This window comes from Jeotgalibacillus sp. ET6 (assembly GCF_029667115.1).
GTDB lineage: Bacteria > Bacillota > Bacilli > Bacillales > Jeotgalibacillaceae > Jeotgalibacillus.
The window spans coordinates 671130-690983 of record NZ_JARUIU010000001.1 but is presented as its reverse complement, the minus strand read 5'-3'; the positions used below and the strand labels follow the sequence as shown (position 1 = coordinate 690983).

The window sequence follows — 19854 nt, the reverse complement described above, 5'->3', positions numbered from 1 at the left end:
ATGTAAATATGATCTTAAGGTTGTGTAAAGATTGATTTGCAATTATGAAGAAATAGAGGTATTATAATGACTTACCTGAAGTTATCATCCACATATTTGAAATTAATTGAAGAAAATACTAATTATGTACCGTTTGAGGAGGAAAGAGAATGAACAAAAAATGGTCAATGCCAAAGCTTTCTCTTGTCATTATAGCCATTGCGTTCTTATGGATTAAGACCTATGTGTCTTATTATGCAGCTTTTAGCATTCAAATCGATAACATGATGCAGGCAATAATACTATTTATTAACCCGTTAAGCTTTTTGCTTTTAATTTTTGGTGTAGCTTTATTTATTAAAAAAGAGAAAAATAGAAACATATACGTTATAGCGACTTCAACTATCTTAACACTTATTCTTTTTGCGAATATGGTGTTTTACCGTTTCTTTAACGACTTCATCACACTTCCTGTATTGTTCCAAACAAGCAACTTTGGTGACTTAGGCGGAAGTGCGCTTGAAAATGTTTACTGGACAGATGCCCTGTACTTTGTGGACATTCTGCTGCTTATTGCAATTGTAAAAATGAAGCCCGCTTTTATTGGTTTCAGAGAAACAACCAAGATTAACAGACGAGCTTATTTTCTTGTCGCAATCGCTACATTCTTCTTTAATTTGGGACTTGCTGAAACGGAACGCCCGCAATTGCTTACAAGAACATTTGACAGGGAAATGCTGGTAAAAAATATCGGAACATATAATTATCATTTATATGATATTTATCTGCAGTCCAAGCAGTCCGCACAGAGGGCTCTGGCAGACAGCAGCGAGCTCGTAGATGTGAATAATTATGTTGAAACGAAACAAACCAACTCTGATGATCAATTTCATGGGATTGCAGAAGGAAAGAATTTAATTGTTGTAAAACTGGAGTCTACCCAGAATTTTGTGATCAATAATGAAATGAATGGTGAGACCATTACACCATTTCTGAATTCTTTAACAGAGGATCAGGATACGATTTATATGGACAACTTTTACCACCAGACTGAACAAGGTAAAACGTCAGACTCTGAATTTCTATTGGATAATTCATTATATCCGCTCGGACGGGGAGCTGTTTTCTTTACTCATAGTGGAAATGAATTCCACACGTTGACAGACAGCTTAAATAATGAAGGGTATTTCACTTCAGCGATGCATGCTAATAACAAAAGTTTTTGGAACCGCGATATAGTTTATGAAAATTTTGGTTATGACCGTTATTATTCTCTTCCAGACTATACTGTGGGAGAAGGTCAGGCTGTAAACTGGGGTATGAAGGACATTCCTTTCTTTCAGCAGTCAGTCGAGCATATGAAAGAAATCGAACAGCCATTTTACGCAAAAATGCTGACCTTGACTAACCACCATCCATTTTATTTGGATGAAGAAGATAAGTTTATTGAAGAATATGATTCAAATTCAGGCACGTTAAACCGTTATTTCCAAACGGTTCGTTATACCGATGAAGCGATTAAAGAATTTTTTACTTCTTTAAAAGAATCGGGGCTGTATGAAGATTCCATCATTGTAATGTATGGAGATCATTATGGTATTTCAGAAAATCATAATGCCGCGATGAGTCAATATCTGGATAAGGAGATTACTCCATTTGAATCTACTCAGCTTCAAAGGGTGCCAATGTTTATTCATGTGCCAGGTTCAGATATCGGTTCGACAGACCATTCTCTTGCAGGGCAAATTGATTTGAAGCCAACGATTCAAAACCTGATGGGTATTGAATCAAATAATTCCATTCAATTTGGTCAAAATATTTTTTCTGAAGAAAATGATGACTTTGTTATCTTAAGAGATGGCAGGTTTATTACCGAAGACCTTGTGTATGCCGGCGAAACATGCTGGGATAAAGAAACGGGTGAAGAAACAGATATGGAAGCCTGTGCACCTTTCAAAGAACGAGCTGACGAAGAACTTGCCTACAATGATGAAATTATTTACGGTGACCTTCTTCGTTTCTACGATGCTGAAAACGGACGTTTAATTGAAGACGATACGTTAATTGAAGAATAACTTATCTGCTAAGATTTCGGGCTTCTCATTGTGAGAAGCCCGTTTTTTTGTTCTTCCAAGTGCTTAATTTCTATACATAGAATAAAGTTTAATAAGGGGGGAGATTATGGAGATCATTGTGCGTGCGGGGGATACCTTCAATTTGTATTCTCAGCTATTTTCAGTTCCGCTTGATTTAATCGTAGATTCGAATGCGGATACAGACCCTAATCTTTTAGCAATTGGCCAAACGGTGAAAATTCCGGGCTATAGCATTTGGCAATATACTGTACAGCCAGGAGATACTTTCTGGACCATTCATAATCGCTTTTCCATACCTTTACAAAGGCTCTTATTTGTCAATCCGTTGGTGCAGCCCCAAAACCTTAAGATTGGAAGCATCATACGTGTCCCGGTGCGCCTTGAAAATCAGCCGCTAATCCGTTCGAAAGAATATGCATTTGAAGAATTGGAACAGGATATAAACCAGTTAGAATCTGCCTATCCATTTATAACGGTGACGGAAATAGGAACTTCTGTAGAAGGCAAGTCCATATATATGATCAAGGTAGGAAAAGGATCGCGGCGGGTTCAATGGAATGCCTCCTTCCATGCAAATGAATGGATTACGTCACCTATTTTAATGTCACTTCTAAATGAGCATTTATGGCATTTAACAAATACAGAGTCCCCCACCCACAGCGAGAGAATTAAAACCTATAGTGAGTGTTCGCTTTATGTAATTGGCATGGTCAACCCTGATGGTGTGGATTTAGTTGTAAAAGGACCAACGGAAGCGAATGAAGAGTCTGTATTGGCTATAAATAACGGATCGGAAGATTTCTCAGGCTGGAAAGCAAATATAAATGGTGTAGATTTAAATGATCAATTTCCTGCAGGATGGGAACTGGAAAAAGAACGAACGAACGTTACTTCGCCTTCGCCCAGAGACTTCCCGGGGAACGCTCCTCTTGACCAGCCGGAATCTCAAGCAATGGCAGAATTAGCGAATCAGATTCCCTTCGATATGATGATTGCACTGCACACCCAGGGAGCTGAGTTTTATTGGGGATATGAAGGTCTTGAACCGGCGATATCCCAGCTTTATGCCTCCGTATTCAGTGAAATAAGCGGGTACAGGTCAGTTCGTTACGTAGATAGCCACGCAGGGTATAAAGACTGGTTTATTTTGGAGTTTAGAAAACCGGGATTTACCTTTGAACTGGGCAAGGGGGTCAATCCACTTCCGTTGGATCAGTTTTCTGACATTTACAGTGCAATGAATCCTGTCTTTATTCGAAGTATAAAAGGAATTACGTAAAATAAAAATCTAATGCGGGAAACTTTCACCTTTCGCATTCGTCCAGATAAGTATATGCTTATTAGAAAGACGAATGGATACGGATGCGAATAGGAGGAAGGATTGTGTGCAAAGAATAATATTAATTATAGGATTTGTCCTTTTAATCGTGTCTGGCTGCAGGGGTGAACCTGCAGAATCCCAGCTGTCTATAAAAAATAATTCTGATAATATAGGCAAGCAGGCGGCGCCGATTATTCTTCCAGCTAAAACCTTTTATAAGGTAGTGGACTGGGTTACTGACCAATCCTTTCTTTATGTTCAGCAGGAAGGATCACATGCAAGCATTAAATCCTACGATATTGATACAGGAAAAGTAAATACACTATCCTCAGTCGATGGAATCATCGTTAATGCTTCATTCAGTCCTGCAAAAAGATTTTTGCTCCTACATCTGGCAGTAGATAGTGAGACAGCAAAAGTTATTATTATGGATATGGAAAGCAGAGAACAACTATGGGAAAAGCAAATTCACTCCTATGACCTCACTTACGAATGGAATCCATTTAATGAATCACAGATTTTGTTCACTGTTTTTCAGGAAAATTGGGAATACAAAGTGTGGCTTGCTGATATCAGGAACAGCAGCTGGAAAGAAATAGAGAATCTTCCTCCTTTTTATAAATGGAAATCCAAAGATTCACTACTGTATCAAGAATGGGAAGAAAACCGCTCTGAATCTGCTTCTGCTTTAATGGAGCTCTTTATTGAAAATAGGGAAGAAAAACGTATAGATTCTGATGTTTTAGCATTTGATTTTCAGGATCCCTATTTGCTCACTGTTTATTTAAATAACGACAAGAATACGTATGATTATAGAATCAGTCAGTCGGAAGAAGAAATTGTACAATTTACCATGCCTGGATTTAAAGTATTTTCTGACTGGGTAATTCCCCAGCATGAGTTTATCCTTCATACCAACGAACTGGTTATGTTTAAACCCAATTCAAAAGGGGTATCAGAATTTGGAGAAAAAACATTTTCAATGGTTCGGATGAATCTCTCTACGGGCGAGGAAAATGTTATAAAGGAACTAGCTGATCACGCACCGCTAACCTGTTCACCTGAAGGTACATATTGCCTTACAGGGCACAAGCTCTCTTATGCAGTAAACTTGGAAAATGGAGAAACGAAACAGCTGATTATATATGAGGAGGAAATAGAATAAATGGCTATTATAGATATTACGGTAATACCAATCGGAACAGTCACTCCAAGTGTTAGCAGCTACGTAGCAAACATACAGAAAGTTTTAGCTAAATGGGCAGCAGAAGGTGAAATTACGTATGAGCTGACACCAATGAGCACGTTAATCGAAGGTGAATTATCCCTTTTATTTGAAGTAGTAAAAGAAATTCACGAATCTCCTTTTAATGAAGGAATTGAACGGGTTGCCACTAATATACGTATTGATGATAGAAGAGATCATAATGATCACTCCATGCAAAATAAGATGGCGTCGGTTCAACATCGAATGGAACAATAAGAAAAGAGTTGACTTTAAAAAGTCAACTCTTTTCTTATTGGCCCCAAACTCAGCCGTCATTCTCTTCAATTAAACTGGATAGCCATCATAAACAATTGTCATGATCGTGAACCATCCAAAAACGCCGAGTGTTGCCAGACCAAAAGCAATACCCATGATGTTTTTGCCTTTGAACGAAGAAAGCGTTCCAATTACAGCTAATATCGTGACTAACGCTAAAATGATTGTTAAGCCGTTCATTTCAATGCACTCCTTTCATTCAATTCACTCATTATAAGTATGATCGTTAATAGTGCTGCTTATATGCAAACTCTACTTATATTTTATATTTTTTTCTGAGCAATGTCGAGAACTAATCGTGACACTTTGATGATGATGTGTAAAATCAAGTCAATCTTTCATACATACATGATAAACTAACAGGGAGGTGATGAAAATGGAATGGATACAAATGCCTTTAGGCCCTCTTCAAACAAATGCTTATATTTTATATGGTAAAAATAACAGCTGTTTAATAGTAGATCCTGGAGAAGAGCCCGGCAAAGTTAAATCATTTATTGAGAAAAAGAAATTAAAACCTGCTGCCATCGTGCTGACTCACGCTCATTTCGATCATATAGGTGCAGTAGATGCTTTGCGAAACGAATACAAAATTCCTGTATATTTACATGAAAATGAACGTAAGTGGCTTGCAGACCCGCAGAAAAATGGATCTGCGCGTTTTGAAGAGATTCCATTAATTAAGGCTGAAGACCCTGATCGAACTTTTTCTGAAGAGGGTACTGTCACGATCGAACAATGGACGTTCCAGCTTTTGTTCACACCTGGCCATTCACCAGGAAGTGTAAGCCTGTACTTTAAAGAAGAGGAACTAGTCATTTCGGGTGATGCCCTATTTCAGGGAAGCATAGGCCGAACAGATTTAAGAGGCGGAGATCACCATCTTCTGCTAAAAAGCATTTATGAAAAACTCTTGATTCTTCCTGAAGATACATATGTGCTGTCCGGTCATGGTCCAGTGACCACGATCGGGAATGAGATGAACGCAAACCCATTTCTGCACGGTTTCTAAATAGAGCCAGAGATCTACAAAATAAGCCTCCAGCGAATATGCTGGAGGCTTATTTTGTATTAAAGCGGCCCGTTTAGCGGCATTTTGAAGGTTGTATAATAAGTAAAACCAGCAAAGAAAAGCGTTAAGTATACGAAGAAAACATAAACATACATACGTTCAGATAATTTCAAATACCCTAGTAGGATGAAAAATCCCGTCTGGGCAAGGAAAAGCAATGATGTCTTAGGCATATGTCCAACATAAAATAGTACAGAAAAAATTCCAGTCCAGAAGCCCATGACACGATACATCTTATCCATCCAAATCCCTCCTTTATACGAACAATCCATCGATCTTATTATATAGGATACCATATTGAAATGTAAATAACACATCACTTTGGATTGTGACAATCACGTGATTTTTAACAGGTATCCTATTACTGATCAGCTTTAAACCGGATGCTGCTAGTTTACCACGTTTATACAAGGATATTCAGGTTCCGCCATTTATTGCGTTATATGAAGCTTTGACATCCCAAAATAAGATAATAAATATTTTTATTATTTTTATGTAAAACAGGTGTACATCCTTTGTATAGGTGGTATACAATAATATCTATACAAATACGATACAAAAGTTATACTAAGGTTATACAAAAAAGAGGAGGAAACAACAATGAACCCAATTACATTTTATACGTACCCCAGTTGTACATCTTGCAGGAAAACAAAAAAGTGGCTTAAAGAAAATGGTGTCGAATTTAACGAGCGCCACCTATTTAGAGAAACTCCTTCCTACAATGAACTTCTTCAACTTCTTTCTCTTACTACAGAAGGCCTGGATGAAATATTGGCTACAAGAAGCCAATCGTTTAAGAATTTAACACAGGATGTTGAAGACCTTCCTTTATCTGATGTTGTAAAATTGATCATTGAAGATCCGAAATTACTTAAGAGACCGATTCTGACAGATGGCAGCAACATGATCGTAGGCTATAATCCGGAGGGTTTAAGAAGTTTGTCAAATAAGAAACAGGTACTTATGATGACTAGTTAGCGAAGGAGGGCTAAAGCCTTTCTTTTTTTTATGGGCTCTTTTTTCAATTTTACTGGTTAAAAACTCTCGGATTCTTTACCTTAAGATATTTTGAAAAAAATTATAGAATTATCTGAAAGGATCATGTATAGTGAAATGGAATCAAAATGAAAGGATGTGAAAAGATGACTTTTGGTACAGAGCGCTTTGCCGCTCATCTGCTAAAAGAAGCGTACACCAGAAATTGCTCCGATATTCATATAATTCCCAGAGGGGAGGAAACTGTCATTCACTTCAGGATTTTAGGAGAATTAGTCCTGTTTAAATCGCTATCTGCTTCAATGGGTGACCGGTTGATTTCTCATTTTAAATTTAAATCCTCTTTAGACATCGGGGACAAGCGAAGACCTCAAAGCGGATCTTTTACAGTACTGGTGAATGAAGAATTAATCGCACTCAGAATTTCAACCCTTCCAGCTTCCTCCTTCAAAGAAAGCCTTGTACTTCGGCTTCTTCCACAAACTTTCTCACTCCCAATTGAACGACTATCCCTTTTTTCAAAACCCGCCAAGCAGCTTTTATCTCTTGTAAGTTATTCCCACGGTTTAATTTTATTTACCGGACCAACCGGCAGCGGAAAAACCACTACTTTATACTCCCTCATCCAATATTGTGCAACCCATTTAAACCGCAACATCATCACCCTTGAAGACCCAATTGAAAGAGTACAGGACCATGTTTTACAAGTACAGATTAATGAACGGGCAGGTATCACGTATGCAACAGGCTTAAAAGCAGTATTGCGGCATGATCCTGATATTATCATTGTCGGTGAGATCAGAGATGCCGAAACTGCTCAAATAGCGGTTCGTGCAGCTTTAAGCGGGCATTTAGTTCTTTCCACCCTGCATGCGAAAAATGCACAAGGAGCCATTTATCGTATGCTTGACCTGGGAGCTAGTCTTGAGGAATTAAAGCAAACGCTTTTAGGAGTAACAGGCCAGCGGCTCGTAAAGCTTACTAAAACGATGCAGCCTCATAGACGGGCATCCATCCTCGAAATTATTACAGGAGCAGAACTTGCAGGCGTCATCAATCATTCAGCGCCTCTAAAAGAAAGAAGTACGATTAATAAATTGCTATTAAAAGGAGTGGCATTAGGATATGTCTCTGAGGAGGAGTATTTTCGGTGGAGGGAAGAAGAACCCGCTCATCATGTCCAAGCATCAAGGGCCGTTCCTTAAAAAATTGGCTGAACTCAAAGGAAACGGTTATCCGTTAGATCGTGCCATCGAATTTTTACTGTTGAATCAGCAAGTTAATTTATCAGCCGTTCATCACGAAGTTTTAAAGGATTTCTTAAACGGGCATTCTTTGAGTGATACGTTAAGAAAGCTGGGGTTTCCATCATTTGTATGTTTGCATTTATACTTTGCTGAGAGGTTTGGAAATGTTGAAGCCACTTTATCGGATACAGCCGTTCTTATGGAACATAAAAGAAAAGAAGCCAGGCGGCTGGCAAAGCTTTTACACTATCCTTTATTTTTATTTTGTTTGTTTCTGGTGATTTTAACTGTCCTAAACCTTTATTTACTCCCTCGATTTACCACACTTTATTCCTCTCTTGGACAGGCTTCAAATGGTCTGGTATCCGTCATATCTTCCTTGTTTAGTCAGCTTCCATATATCGTTGCAGGAGTGGCAGTACTGTGTCTGCTTTTTGGGGGATGGTGTTTTTATTATTTCAACACGAAAGATTCTCATGAAAAATGGACGGCATTGGCTGGTATTCCCTTGATTGGCTACTATGTTCAGCATTATCACAGCTATGTATTTTCAAGAGAAGCCTCCTACCTCTTGAAAGGAGGGATGTCATTTCAGGAAATGCTCAATGTGTTTATATCTCAGCCATACCGCAAACTTTATCATTATATGGGAGAATTTATTTCAGATGAGCTAAGCAGGGGTCAGTCTATGCACCAGACGCTTCTTCAGCTCCCTTATCTAACTGATGAATTAAAGAGTATAACAGAACATGGTGAGGAAAACGGCCAGCTGGAAGAAGAATGGCTTTTTTACAGCCGTTACTGTTTACATTCATTGGAAGAACGGACTGAAAAAATATTTTCTTTTATACAACCGTGCCTTTTTGGACTGCTAGGTTTGGCTATTATTGGGACTTATCTTGTCATTCTGCTGCCGCTCTTTCAAATTATGCAAACAATCTAGGAGGAAAAGATGAAAAAGATCATACTGAATGCACTGCAAAATAACCGGGGTTTTACTTTGATTGAAATGGTCATTGTTTTATTAGTTATTTCTGTATTACTTGTAGTGAGTTTACCTAATATTTCTTCTCAAAGCAGTTCCATAAACCGGAAAGGGTGTCAGGCTTTTCAGCAGATGGTCCAAGCGCAGGTAGAGTCTTATCGGTTAACGAATAATACGCTGCCTGCATCAATTGAAGCGCTGCAAGGGGATGGGTACTTAAGAGAAGATGAAACGACCTGCCCGGACGGGAGAACACTTGAAATTAAAAGTACAGGGGAAGTGACGATCGTTGAAGCTGCACAATAGAGGCTTCACGATGGTTGAACTGATGGTCGTATTGCTGCTGATGACTGTGCTCATTTCAGTGTGTGGATCTTTAGCATACAAATCGATCCAGGTAAAAGAAGAAAAACTGTTTAAAGAGCAGCTGTCTGAGGATTTGCATGATGCTCAGCTGACTGCATTAACAAGCGGAGAATATGTAAGCCTCTATTTTTATCCTCATTCCTCTTATTACTTTATTTTAAAAGGCTCAGGTGCTCAGGCAAAGTATCTTGCCAAAAGAGACTTGCCAGACTCTATTAAAATATTGGATACCACAACTCTCCCTGCATTTAAATTTTTACCCTCCGGCAGTACGGATACATTCGGTGCAATTCGTTTCTCTATTAACGGCGATCCTTACAGTGTTCACTATTTTCTCGGCAAAGGGAGGTTTTATATTGCTCAAGGGAGATAGAGGTTTTGCAGTATATGAAGCCATTGTTTCTTTGGGATGCATTGTCTTTCTTTGTACTGCCATCATCCCTGTATTATCACATTCTGTAATGAAAGTGGATGAGTCAAAAAGAATAGCTGCTTCCTGGGTTATCCTGACAGAACAATTACAAAGTATTCAGTTCACTGGGGGCTTCAAGGAAAGCATACAAAGAGACGGGATCGTTTATACAACGTTCTGGACAGACAATGAAAGGATTTGTGTAAGGTATGAAAATCGATCGTCTTCGTTATCTGAAACGTGTCTTCAATAAAGATAACGCGGGCTTTACTTTAGTGGAGGCTGTACTTTGCCTGGCCGTTCTTACCATTATTGCAGCGCTTATGCCTTTATTATATGTGAATCTTTATTCTGTAAATCATCAATTAGAAGAATCTGTTCATAAAGAATGGGACTTGTTCTCCATCCAATTTCGGAAGGAAGTCATGCTGCACGATGTTGAAAAGGTTGAAACAAGAAAACTGACGTTAAAAAGTAAGGAGGGGGACACGATTGTGTTCTCTTTCTATGGTTCTTTACTGAGGCGTCAGGTAAATGGAACCGGACACGAGGTATATTTAACGGCCATTAAAGATTTGTCGTTCTCGTCCTCAGACGGAATGATCGGACTGGAGGTAAAATTTATAAATGAAAAGCAAAGAGAAGGCAGGTTTATGGGCCATTATTGACGGTCAATCCGGCAGTCTCATGCTGCCTGCGATTCTTCTGTTCAGCACTGTTTTGTTTATAGGAGGAGGAATTTCAGCTACCTGCATTTCGCAAATAAGTCATTATGAAAAGATCAGCGGCTACTACAAGAAGGAAGCAATGCTTGAATTAAATAAGGTAAAAAGGATAAGATCAGTAGAAAGCAGGACGACTGCTCAAATTCGTTAAAGTGGGAATTGCATGCTTGCATGGAGGTTAAGGAATGAAAAAAAATCAGCATTTATTTTTAATTGGTTTTATGGGAGCTGGCAAATCAACAATCGGTGCTAAACTGGCTCAGAAAATGACAAGGGAATTCCTGGATCTGGACAAAAGAATTGAGATTGCTGAAGAAATGACGATTCCTGAACTATTTTCCTCAAAAGGTGAACGGTATTTTCGGGAAAAAGAATCTGAATATCTTAAAGAAATAAATGGGGATAAGGTTATTGCAACGGGAGGTGGAATTCTTTACTTTGAAGACACACTATCCTGGATGAAAGAAAATGGCACGATCGTCTATCTGCACGCACCATTTTCAGTTTTGCATGAACGCATAGCTCAGGATATAAACAGACCGGTTGCGGTTCGCAGTACGAAAGATCAGCTCGAAAAAATCTTTAATGAACGCCATACAAAATTCCAGCGTGCGGCTGAGATCAGTGTTTCGACTCATTGTGAAGTGGAAGAAACGATTTCGGACATTATGAAAAAGATAAAGCAGGAGTCTTAATTATTTCTTGCGTAAACGAGACCGCCAATTGGGTAGTCAAATCTGATTTTGGGTTCATAGAGAGCTGAAAGATGTTCATACTCTCTCAAATCTTTTTTTTCTTTAAGTTGATTTAAAAAAGGAATCATTTTATCCTTCAGCCCTTTTGCTTCAGCGATTTCGTTTGTAAACAATGTCTTCCCTGTACTGTCAAGCTCTGTCAGGCATTTTTGAATGGCTCTTTCAAATTGTACAATTGGGGACATTGTCACATGTCCGTCCGGAAGTGTGCCTTTTAATGACTTGTAGTCAAAAAGATTTTCCCCGGTTTTAATACTTCCTGTCGTTAAGGAGACCGCTGCTTCTCTCCAGTAAGAGGGAGCTCCTGGAGGATCCATTGTAAATAAACCCTGAATGATAATCCAAGGATAAAGCGGTGCGTAATGAGAGGACGCAGACTCTGCCGTTTCATATCCTTTAAACATTCGTGTTTCAAGGTGAGCGGCCTCTACCAGCTGCTTGAAAATCGGATTAAGCGGTGTCGCAATAATAGAATTTGGAGGAGTAGGGCTTCCGTCGTTTTTTAATATGGAAATGGTCATGGGTTCCCCGGCCTGATTAGTGGCGTCACGATAGTGCCAGTAAAAAGGCCGGTTCATAAACTTCCGGTCCAATTCTTCATTTAAATGAACCATAGATTGTGAAGGACCTTTTGTAACCTGAACGCCTTTGTAATCTAAAAACTCATGTACAAGCTCCCAATGAAGTGCATTAGACATTATGACTGCTCCTTTGCGGATGATAATTCATAAAAATGTTCCAGCTGGTTTAATTTCAATCTCATTTCTTTTTCAGAACGAGAGTGAAGTAAAGCGTCTTCAAGATATCGGTTAATTTCTTTTTTGGTAGTCGAAGACAATAAATCGTCGTGCTCGCCAATTATATATTGGAATAAAGAAACTTTTTCCTGCAATACATGCCAGATCCGTTCTTCAATCGTGTCCTTGTTTAGAAGATAGTATATTTCTACGTCGTCTTTTTGCCCAATTCTGTGAATACGTCCAATTCTTTGTTCCAGCTTCATCGGATTCCATGGAATATCTGCATGGATCATATATTTGCAAAATTGCAGATTTAATCCTTCAGAACCAGCTTCAGTCGCAATTAATACCTGCGCTTTTTCCCGGAATAAATCGGTCATCCACTGTTTTTTCCCCTTTTTAAAGCCCCCTCTGAAAGGGACTGAAGTAATATTGTGCTGCTTAAGAAACCAGCTTAAGTAGAGCTGGGTTGCTCTATATTGAGTGAAAACAATCACTTTTTCATCTGTATTTTGAATAAAGGCCAGAATTCGCTGAGCTTTTGCTGTAATCAGCTGATCTGGAGTAACGTCTAAATTAATTCCCAGCTGGCTGCTGATTTCTTTATTCTGTTCTCTGTTTAATGCTTTTAAAAGGGCAATGATTGAACTGCATCCTTGTTTAAGCAGGGTGATGTGAGAGAATGCATGCATATTCATTTCTTTTTGACTTCGATAGAATTGCTCAATAGAATTATACAATTCTTTTTCATAGGGAAGCTGTTCGATCCACTCTATATGAATAGAACGCTTTGTCCATGAAATATCGGTTTCTTTCCGCCGGGTTCGTATCATAAAATCATCCAGCTTCTTTTTAATGACTATTTTTTCTTTTTCATCTTTACAGCCTTCTCTATACTCCTGCAAGGATCCTAAAAGACCCGGCCTGAGGAGGGAAGATAAATGATAGAGGTCCTCTGATTTATTTTGAATTGGAGTTGCAGTTAAAAACAAACAGTAGCTCTTTGATAAAGAATGAATAAATTGATAGTTCAGCGTTTTTGGATTCGTTAATTTATGTGCTTCGTCCACAATGACCATATCATAGTGATGCTCTTCAATTTGTTCACGCAGCGGCGGGCGTTTCAACAAATCGATGGTTGCGATGGTTACAGGAGATGATCTCCATTCTTTTTTGCCTTTATGCACAATGCTGTTAATTCCAAAGTGAACAAATAATTCACTTTGCCATTGTCCTCCAAGTGAAGCGGGTACTAATATCAAAACAGACTTTACATGTCCGCGATACATATACTCCTTTAAAATTAATCCTGCTTCGATCGTTTTTCCTAATCCCACTTCATCTGCTAAAAGTGCTCTTCCACCCATTTCAAAAACAACCTTTTTAGCCGCATTCAGCTGATGAGGATGCAAAGTTAAATGATCAAGTTCTTTTAAGCAGCCAAGTGTTTTTTCCGGATAAAGGTATTCTTCTTTTCTTGTAGCCATAGAATGCATCAGTAAAGAAGAATGGAATGAATGCTGTGAAGAGTCGAGCCACGATAAAAAAGCCGTTGGCCAATTTGAATCCTGAAAATGAAGTGAGTGATTCATATTTATCAAACCTTTCAAGTGTGGTAATGAGGTAAAATCGCTTAAAAGCGAATCTTTTAAATTCTGAATAAAAAAACATTGCCTAAAAAACAAAATAAATGATAGGATAAAGGGGATTCATTAGAAAAAATAAAATAAAAACCGAACATTTCATTACAAAACTTTGTTTGTTGTTCATAGTATGCCCATAAGTTAAGAAAATATGAGCGAATGAAAGCAGGGGGAGAGATCCTTTTTATAAAGGACGCCGAAGGAGCAAGCATGTATGTGAATCTCTCAGGCAAAAAGACTCCTGCTGGACGCAACTCTGGAGAGTGTTTCGTAATGAAACCACCAAAGAGGACAGCCGAATTTTGGTAAACTTTCAGGTGAAAGGACAGGGATCCCTAAGATAAATGGGGATGCCCTGTCTTTTTTTGCATACACAACAGCAAACAATAACGGAGGGAGTAATTAAGTGACTGCATCACTGAAGAAAACACCTTTATTTGACCTTTATAAAGAGTCAGGCGGCAAAACCATTGATTTTGGAGGGTGGGCTTTGCCGGTTCAGTTCTCGAGTATCAAAAAAGAACATGAAGCGGTCAGAACGAAAGCTGGTTTATTTGATGTTTCTCATATGGGCGAAGTCGATGTGAGAGGGAAAGACAGTCTTCTGTACTTGCAAAAAATGATGACAAATGATTTATCAAAACTTAAAAACAATGAAGCGCTTTATACCGCAATGTGCTATGAAAATGGCGGAACTGTAGACGATTTACTGGTATACAAATTAAAGGATGAGCATTATCTTCTTGTCATAAATGCATCCAATATTGATAAAGATGTTGCCTGGCTCCAAAAACATGTAAATGAAGATGTTCAGGTTACTGATATTTCGCCAAAAATTGCCCAGCTCGCTATTCAAGGGCCAAAGGCTGAAGCCATATTGCAGCGTATGACAGAAACGAATTTGTCTCAAATCCCGTTCTTTCATTTTCAAAATGATGTTCACATTAAAGGGATTTCTGCCCTGGTTTCTCGAACAGGCTACACGGGTGAAGACGGCTTTGAACTCTATTGCCAGGCAGACCATGCTCCTGTTCTATGGAATGAAATTCTTGAAGAAGGCAAAAAAGAAGGACTTATTCCATGCGGGCTGGGAGCGAGGGATACACTTCGTTTTGAAGCCAAGCTCGCATTGTACGGTCAGGAGCTGACAGCTGAAATTACTCCTGTTGAAGCAGGCATTGGTTTTGCCGTGCGCCCTGAAAAGGAAACACCATTTATTGGCCAAAAAGTTTTAAGAGATCAAAAAGTAAATGGGGCACCTAGAAAATTAGTGGGCGTTGAAATGGTTGAACGAGGCATTCCCCGTCATGGCTATCCTGTGTTTTCCGGAGAAGAAGAAATTGGGTTTGTCACAACCGGAACGCAGTCACCTACTTTAAAAAAGAATATTGGCCATGTATTAATCAAAAAAGAACACGCTTCTATTGGAAATGAAGTGCTGGTTGAAATTAGAGGAAAAAAAGTAAAAGCTGAAATTGTAAAAACACCTTTTTACAAAAGAAAATAGGATTTTTAAAGGAGGCCAACTATGAATCACCGCTATTTGCCCATGACGGATCAGGACCAAAAAGAAATGCTTCAAGCAGTCGGCGTTGAAAATATAAACGATCTTTTTTCCGATATACCTGAAAAGGTTCGTTTTCAGGGAGATTTAAAGATAAAGCCAGCTAAATCTGAAACTGCCCTGACAAGAGAACTTTTAAATATGGCGGCAAAAAATGCCGATACAAAACAGTATATTTCATTTCTGGGTGCAGGCGTGTACGACCATTATTCTCCTGCGATTGTGGATCATGTAATTTCACGTTCGGAATTTTACACGGCCTATACCCCTTATCAGCCCGAAATATCACAAGGCGAACTGCAGGCGATTTTTGAATATCAGACCATGATCTGTGAGCTGACTGGTATGGAAGTGGCGAATTCTTCAATGTACGATGGTGGAACTTCTTTTGCAGAAGCGGCAATGCTGTCTGCAGGTCAGACAAGAAGGAAGAAAGTTCTCGTTTCTGAAGCCGTAAATCCAGAATCAAGAGCGGTACTGAAAACTTATGCAGCGGGACAGCATATTGAAGTGGTCACGGTCCCTCAGAAAAATGGTGTAACAGACCTCGAAAAATTAAAAGAAATGCTGACAGATGAAGTGGCAGCTGTAATGGTTCAGTATCCAAACTTTTTTGGTCAGATCGAACGTCTGGATGAAATTGAGGCCATTACCCATACTGAAAAAGCGATGTTTGTCGTGTCTTCCAATCCACTGTCCCTGGGTGCTTTGACGCCGCCAGGACAATTCGGAGCAGATATTGTTGTTGGTGATGCTCAGCCATTCGGCCTGCCTCAAGCATTTGGCGGACCTCATTGCGGCTATTTTGCCGTCACTAAAAAGCTAATGCGAAAAGTGCCAGGCCGCTTAGTAGGAGAAACGACAGACGATGGAGGACAAAGAGGATACGTTTTGACGCTGCAGGCAAGAGAGCAGCACATCAGACGGGATAAAGCAACGTCTAACATTTGCTCCAACCAGGCTCTTAATGCACTTGCAGCATCTGTTGCCATGACTGCACTTGGCAAAAGAGGAATTGAAGAAATTGCCCGGCAGAATTTTAAAAAAGCTCATTATGCAAAACAGCAGCTTACATCAGCCGGTATTCAGCTTGCTGAGGAAGGTTATACATTCAATGAGTTTGTCATTAAATTAAGCCGGCCGGTAAAAGAAATAAATGAAGCGCTTTTGCAAAAAGGAATTATTGCAGGATATGATTTAGGCAGAGACTATGAAAACCGTGAAAATCAGATGCTCGTTGCGGTAACAGAACAGCGCACGAAAGAAGATATTGATACTTTTGTAAAGGAGCTGATTCAGTATGCATAAAAAAGATCAGCCGCTTATTTTTGAATTATCAAAAGAAGGCAGAACCGGCTACAGCTTAACACCGCTTGATGTACCGGATGTAGACATTCAATCGCTGGCGCCACAGGGGTTTATCCGGGAAACCGCTCCGGAGCTGCCTGAAGTGGCAGAACTGGATATTATGCGGCACTATACCGCATTATCGAAGAGAAATCATGGAGTGGATTCCGGCTTTTATCCGCTAGGGTCCTGTACGATGAAATACAATCCGAAGGTAAATGAATCTGTAGCGAGGTACGCAGGATTTGCTCATATTCATCCATTGCAGGAAGCCTCCTCTGTTCAGGGGGCAATGGAATTAATGTATGACTTGCAGCAGCACCTGATTGAAATTACGGGAATGGATGAGGTAACTCTTCAACCGGCAGCAGGCGCTCACGGAGAATGGACCGGTTTGATGATGATCCGGGCTTTTCATGAAGCAAACGGCGACTTTAAACGAACAAAAGTCATTGTACCGGATTCAGCCCACGGAACCAATCCTGCTTCAGCAACAGTTGCAGGCTTTGATACTATTACAGTGAAGTCCGATGATCAAGGTCTGGTGGATCTTGAGGATTTAAAGCGGGTTGTTGGAGAGGACACGGCGGCACTTATGCTGACGAATCCGAATACGCTCGGATTGTTCGAAGAAAATATCCTGGAGATGGCTTCAATTATTCATGAAGCAGGCGGGAAGCTGTATTATGACGGTGCTAATCTAAATGCTGTGCTGTCCAAGGCGCGTCCTGGGGACATGGGCTTTGATGTAGTCCATTTAAACCTTCATAAAACGTTTACCGGTCCGCATGGCGGAGGCGGCCCCGGTTCAGGTCCAGTCGGAGTTAAGAAGGATTTAGTCCCTTACCTTCCTAAGCCGATCTTAGTTAAAAATGGAGATCGCTATGACTTTGACTATAACCGTCCTGATTCAATTGGCAGAGTGAAACCTTTTTACGGCAACTTTGGTATAAATGTTCGTGCCTACACATACATCCGTACTATGGGGCCGGATGGACTGAAGGCAGTAAGTGAGTATGCAGTCCTAAACGCTAATTACATGATGAGAAGACTTGCTCCACATTTTGATCTGCCATTTGATCGTCATTGCAAGCATGAGTTTGTATTGAGCGGGAAACGCCAGAAAAAGCTGGGTGTGCGAACGCTTGATATTGCAAAGCGCCTGCTTGATTTCGGATACCACCCTCCGACCATTTATTTTCCGTTAAATGTCGAAGAGTGTATGATGATCGAGCCGACCGAAACGGAATCTAAGGAAACACTTGACGCATTCATAGACGCAATGATTCAAATCGCCAAGGAAGTAGAAGATTCACCGGAAGTCGTTCAAAATGCTCCACATACAACGATTATCGGACGTCTGGATGAAACAAAAGCAGCACGTCAGCCTGTTCTTCGCTATATTAAAAAAGAAGCAGTCGAAGTGTAAGACCTTCTCACTAAAAAAAGATCCAAAGAGTAATCTTTGGATCTTTTTGCTGTCATTTTATAAAATAGTAGTGAGATAATCCTATTTAAGCGATCCTTATTTATAAACAGGAAATGATAAAGGAATTATTTCCGTTTAATTTTGCCTGTCCATTTTTTAAAACCGCCTTTAAGCTGATAAAGGTCCTTTACTCCTTTTTTGTGAAGAAGCTGTGCGGCGCGTCCGCTTCTCATGCCGTTTTGACAATAGAGGTAGACCGGCTTATCAGGACGTATTTCACCGATTCTCATTTTAAGCTGGGAGAGAGGGATGTTTCGTGCCCCCAATATATGGCCGCCATCGTATTCCCGCTGTTCCCGAATATCAATCAGCTGAGCCTTGCGATAGCCGCTCTTAAACTCTTCCTCTGTTAAGGGTTTTAAAATGCGTTTCTGACGAAAATATGTGTAAGTTGAGTATAGTATGATCGCAACTAATACACCAATTAAGACATAAAGTGATTCCAACTCTTTTGACCCCTTTCTATTTATAACACTCCTTTTATTATAGGGGGCATTTGCCAGAAGTTCAAAGAAAATTATCGTAAAACCGGGCTCTTTGAAAAAGTTTCTACTTCTGTTAGACTAAAATCGACATAATTTAAAAGAATTGAGAGATGTGTGATGGAAACTTGGAGATTTATCGATTCAGGAAACGCTTCGCCGGGCTTTAATATGGCGTTGGATGAAGCGCTGCTGGATTGGCACAGTGAAGGGAAGATCCCGCCAACTATTCGATTTTACGGATGGAATCCTGCAACTCTGTCAATTGGTTATTTTCAAAATGTAGAAAAAGAAATTAATCTGGATGAGGTTGCCAGACATGGCCTCGGATTTGTCAGACGGCCAACGGGTGGCAGAGGAGTCCTGCATGAGCATGAGCTGACCTATAGTGTAATTGTCAGCGAAGAGCATCCTGCTATGCCCCAAACAGTTACTGAAGCTTATCGGGTGATCTCCGAGGGGATTTTACATGGTTTTCGCGATCTGGGTCTGGATGCTTATTTTTCAGTACCTAAAACAGCGGATGAAAAAAATCAGCTTAAAAATCCTCGCAGCTCAGTTTGTTTTGATGCACCTTCCTGGTATGAATTAGTGGTTGAAGGAAAAAAAGTTGCGGGAAGTGCGCAAACGAGACAAAAGGGTGTAATTCTTCAGCATGGTTCAATCCTTCTCGATATTGATGAAGAAAAATTGTTCAGCCTGTTTCATTACTCAAATGAGCGCGTAAAAGAACGAATGCAGCAGGCATTTAAGAAAAAAGCCGTTGCGATTAACCAGATGGCGGACCGTCCAGTATCCCTTAAACAGGCGAAAAAAGCATTCCGTCAAGGATTTGAAAAAGGTCTATCGATAAAACTGGAAGAGTATTCATTAAACAAAGAAGAGCATGAATACGTCAATGAGATCATGACAAGACGGTATAACAATGACGAATGGAATTTTAAAAGATGATTTGATAAAAAATGCACGGCAGTCTTAAATAATAAAAAACGGGCAAGTTCGCTCGTTTTTTTTGTTTTTTTAAGAAGAATTTCAGCAAGAAAACTTTGTCGTAAAATGCAAGCCTTGAATTAGACCGAAATAAGGTGA

Annotated in this window: 23 protein-coding genes and 2 riboswitches; of the genes, 18 read left to right on the top strand and 5 right to left on the bottom strand. The window is 39.7% G+C overall.

All coding sequences use genetic code 11. The annotated features are described in order from the left end of the window. Positions 1-149 precede the first annotated feature (149 nt). The 4 genes from P6709_RS03515 (at position 150) to P6709_RS03500 (ending at position 4879) form a co-directional block, all read left to right on the top strand. Positions 150-2054 (top strand): LTA synthase family protein, encoded by a 1905-nt coding sequence (locus P6709_RS03515; RefSeq protein WP_278239495.1) that lies wholly within the window; start codon positions 150-152, stop codon positions 2052-2054. Between the two features lie 106 nt (positions 2055-2160). Further along, entirely contained in the window at positions 2161-3354 is a 1194-nt protein-coding gene (locus P6709_RS03510) for a M14 family metallopeptidase (RefSeq protein ID WP_278239494.1), read from the top strand. A gap of 106 nt (positions 3355-3460) precedes the next feature. Beyond that, the gene (locus tag P6709_RS03505) at positions 3461-4561 is read left to right on the top strand and encodes a hypothetical protein (protein WP_278239493.1); all 1101 of its coding nucleotides are present in this window, start codon (positions 3461-3463) and stop codon (positions 4559-4561) included. Continuing rightward, on the top strand, positions 4562-4879 hold the full coding sequence (locus tag P6709_RS03500; protein WP_278239492.1) for an MTH1187 family thiamine-binding protein: 318 nt from the start codon (positions 4562-4564) through the stop codon (positions 4877-4879). It abuts the gene before it with no gap. 69 nt (positions 4880-4948) lie between these two features. Here the strand turns inward: P6709_RS03500 and P6709_RS03495 are convergent, their stop codons facing one another. Further along, positions 4949-5119, bottom strand: coding sequence for a DUF2759 domain-containing protein (locus P6709_RS03495; RefSeq protein WP_041059290.1), 171 nt, complete (start codon positions 5117-5119; stop codon positions 4949-4951). Between the two features lie 196 nt (positions 5120-5315). Between P6709_RS03495 and P6709_RS03490 the strand changes: the two genes are divergently transcribed. Then, positions 5316-5951, top strand: coding sequence for an MBL fold metallo-hydrolase (locus tag P6709_RS03490; RefSeq protein WP_278239491.1), 636 nt, complete (start codon positions 5316-5318; stop codon positions 5949-5951). A gap of 59 nt (positions 5952-6010) precedes the next feature. Here the strand turns inward: P6709_RS03490 and P6709_RS03485 are convergent, their stop codons facing one another. Further along, complete coding sequence (locus P6709_RS03485) at positions 6011-6253, bottom strand: DUF2626 domain-containing protein (RefSeq protein WP_278239490.1); 243 nt, start codon at positions 6251-6253, stop codon at positions 6011-6013. Positions 6254-6611: 358 nt separating this feature from the next. Here P6709_RS03485 and P6709_RS03480 point away from each other — a divergent pair, with 358 nt between their 5' ends. From P6709_RS03480 to P6709_RS03440, 9 genes are all read left to right on the top strand, one after another. Then, complete coding sequence (locus tag P6709_RS03480) at positions 6612-6992, top strand: Spx/MgsR family RNA polymerase-binding regulatory protein (RefSeq protein ID WP_278239489.1); 381 nt, start codon at positions 6612-6614, stop codon at positions 6990-6992. A gap of 164 nt (positions 6993-7156) precedes the next feature. Next, complete coding sequence (gene comGA / locus P6709_RS03475) at positions 7157-8215, top strand: competence type IV pilus ATPase ComGA (protein ID WP_278239488.1); 1059 nt, start codon at positions 7157-7159, stop codon at positions 8213-8215. Continuing rightward, on the top strand, positions 8187-9200 hold the full coding sequence (gene comGB, locus P6709_RS03470; protein WP_278239487.1) for a competence type IV pilus assembly protein ComGB: 1014 nt from the start codon (positions 8187-8189) through the stop codon (positions 9198-9200). Before comGA ends, comGB begins: the two co-directional genes overlap by 29 nt. Positions 9201-9209: 9 nt before the next feature. Continuing rightward, complete coding sequence (gene comGC / locus P6709_RS03465) at positions 9210-9548, top strand: competence type IV pilus major pilin ComGC (protein ID WP_278239486.1); 339 nt, start codon at positions 9210-9212, stop codon at positions 9546-9548. Continuing rightward, positions 9532-9981 carry a competence type IV pilus minor pilin ComGD gene (gene comGD / locus P6709_RS03460; RefSeq protein WP_278239485.1) on the top strand — a complete coding sequence of 150 codons (450 nt, stop codon included), beginning with the start codon at positions 9532-9534 and terminating at the stop codon, positions 9979-9981. Before comGC ends, comGD begins: the two co-directional genes overlap by 17 nt. Then, the gene (locus P6709_RS03455) at positions 9965-10273 is read left to right on the top strand and encodes a hypothetical protein (RefSeq protein ID WP_278239484.1); all 309 of its coding nucleotides are present in this window, start codon (positions 9965-9967) and stop codon (positions 10271-10273) included. Before comGD ends, P6709_RS03455 begins: the two co-directional genes overlap by 17 nt. Beyond that, entirely contained in the window at positions 10230-10688 is a 459-nt protein-coding gene (comGF, locus tag P6709_RS03450) for a competence type IV pilus minor pilin ComGF (protein WP_278239483.1), read from the top strand. The genes P6709_RS03455 and comGF overlap by 44 nt, the downstream gene beginning before the upstream one ends. Beyond that, positions 10648-10896, top strand: coding sequence for a hypothetical protein (locus P6709_RS03445; protein ID WP_278239482.1), 249 nt, complete (start codon positions 10648-10650; stop codon positions 10894-10896). The genes comGF and P6709_RS03445 overlap by 41 nt, the downstream gene beginning before the upstream one ends. A 34-nt stretch (positions 10897-10930) precedes the next feature. Then, entirely contained in the window at positions 10931-11440 is a 510-nt protein-coding gene (locus P6709_RS03440; protein ID WP_278239481.1) for a shikimate kinase, read from the top strand. On the opposite strand, the gene P6709_RS03435 is transcribed toward P6709_RS03440, so the two are convergent. Both P6709_RS03435 and P6709_RS03430 read right to left on the bottom strand, forming a co-directional pair. Then, positions 11437-12198, bottom strand: a complete 762-nt coding sequence (locus P6709_RS03435) for a YqhG family protein (RefSeq protein WP_278239480.1) — start codon at positions 12196-12198, stop codon at positions 11437-11439. The two genes, P6709_RS03440 and P6709_RS03435, sit on opposite strands and share 4 nt — an antisense overlap. Further along, entirely contained in the window at positions 12198-13832 is a 1635-nt protein-coding gene (locus P6709_RS03430; RefSeq protein ID WP_278239479.1) for a DEAD/DEAH box helicase, read from the bottom strand. The genes P6709_RS03435 and P6709_RS03430 overlap by 1 nt, the downstream gene beginning before the upstream one ends. 210 nt (positions 13833-14042) lie before the next feature. After that, a riboswitch (glycine riboswitch) is annotated at positions 14043-14134 on the top strand. A 3-nt stretch (positions 14135-14137) separates the two neighbouring features. Further along, positions 14138-14214: riboswitch (glycine riboswitch) on the top strand. Between the two features lie 75 nt (positions 14215-14289). On the opposite strand from P6709_RS03430, the gene gcvT reads away from it, so the two are divergent. From gcvT to gcvPB, 3 genes are read left to right on the top strand one after another with little or no spacing between them, the layout of a single operon-like run. Continuing rightward, on the top strand, positions 14290-15390 hold the full coding sequence (gene gcvT, locus P6709_RS03425; RefSeq protein WP_278239478.1) for a glycine cleavage system aminomethyltransferase GcvT: 1101 nt from the start codon (positions 14290-14292) through the stop codon (positions 15388-15390). A gap of 21 nt (positions 15391-15411) precedes the next feature. Then, the gene (gcvPA, locus tag P6709_RS03420; RefSeq protein ID WP_278239477.1) at positions 15412-16755 is read left to right on the top strand and encodes an aminomethyl-transferring glycine dehydrogenase subunit GcvPA; all 1344 of its coding nucleotides are present in this window, start codon (positions 15412-15414) and stop codon (positions 16753-16755) included. Beyond that, positions 16748-18223, top strand: a complete 1476-nt coding sequence (gene gcvPB, locus P6709_RS03415; RefSeq protein ID WP_278239476.1) for an aminomethyl-transferring glycine dehydrogenase subunit GcvPB — start codon at positions 16748-16750, stop codon at positions 18221-18223. The genes gcvPA and gcvPB overlap by 8 nt, the downstream gene beginning before the upstream one ends. 125 nt (positions 18224-18348) lie before the next feature. Here the strand turns inward: gcvPB and P6709_RS03410 are convergent, their stop codons facing one another. Then, on the bottom strand, positions 18349-18729 hold the full coding sequence (locus P6709_RS03410; RefSeq protein WP_278239475.1) for a rhodanese-like domain-containing protein: 381 nt from the start codon (positions 18727-18729) through the stop codon (positions 18349-18351). Between the two features lie 156 nt (positions 18730-18885). Here P6709_RS03410 and P6709_RS03405 point away from each other — a divergent pair, with 156 nt between their 5' ends. Further along, positions 18886-19716 carry a lipoate--protein ligase family protein gene (locus P6709_RS03405; RefSeq protein WP_278239474.1) on the top strand — a complete coding sequence of 277 codons (831 nt, stop codon included), beginning with the start codon at positions 18886-18888 and terminating at the stop codon, positions 19714-19716. Positions 19717-19854 lie beyond the last annotated feature (138 nt).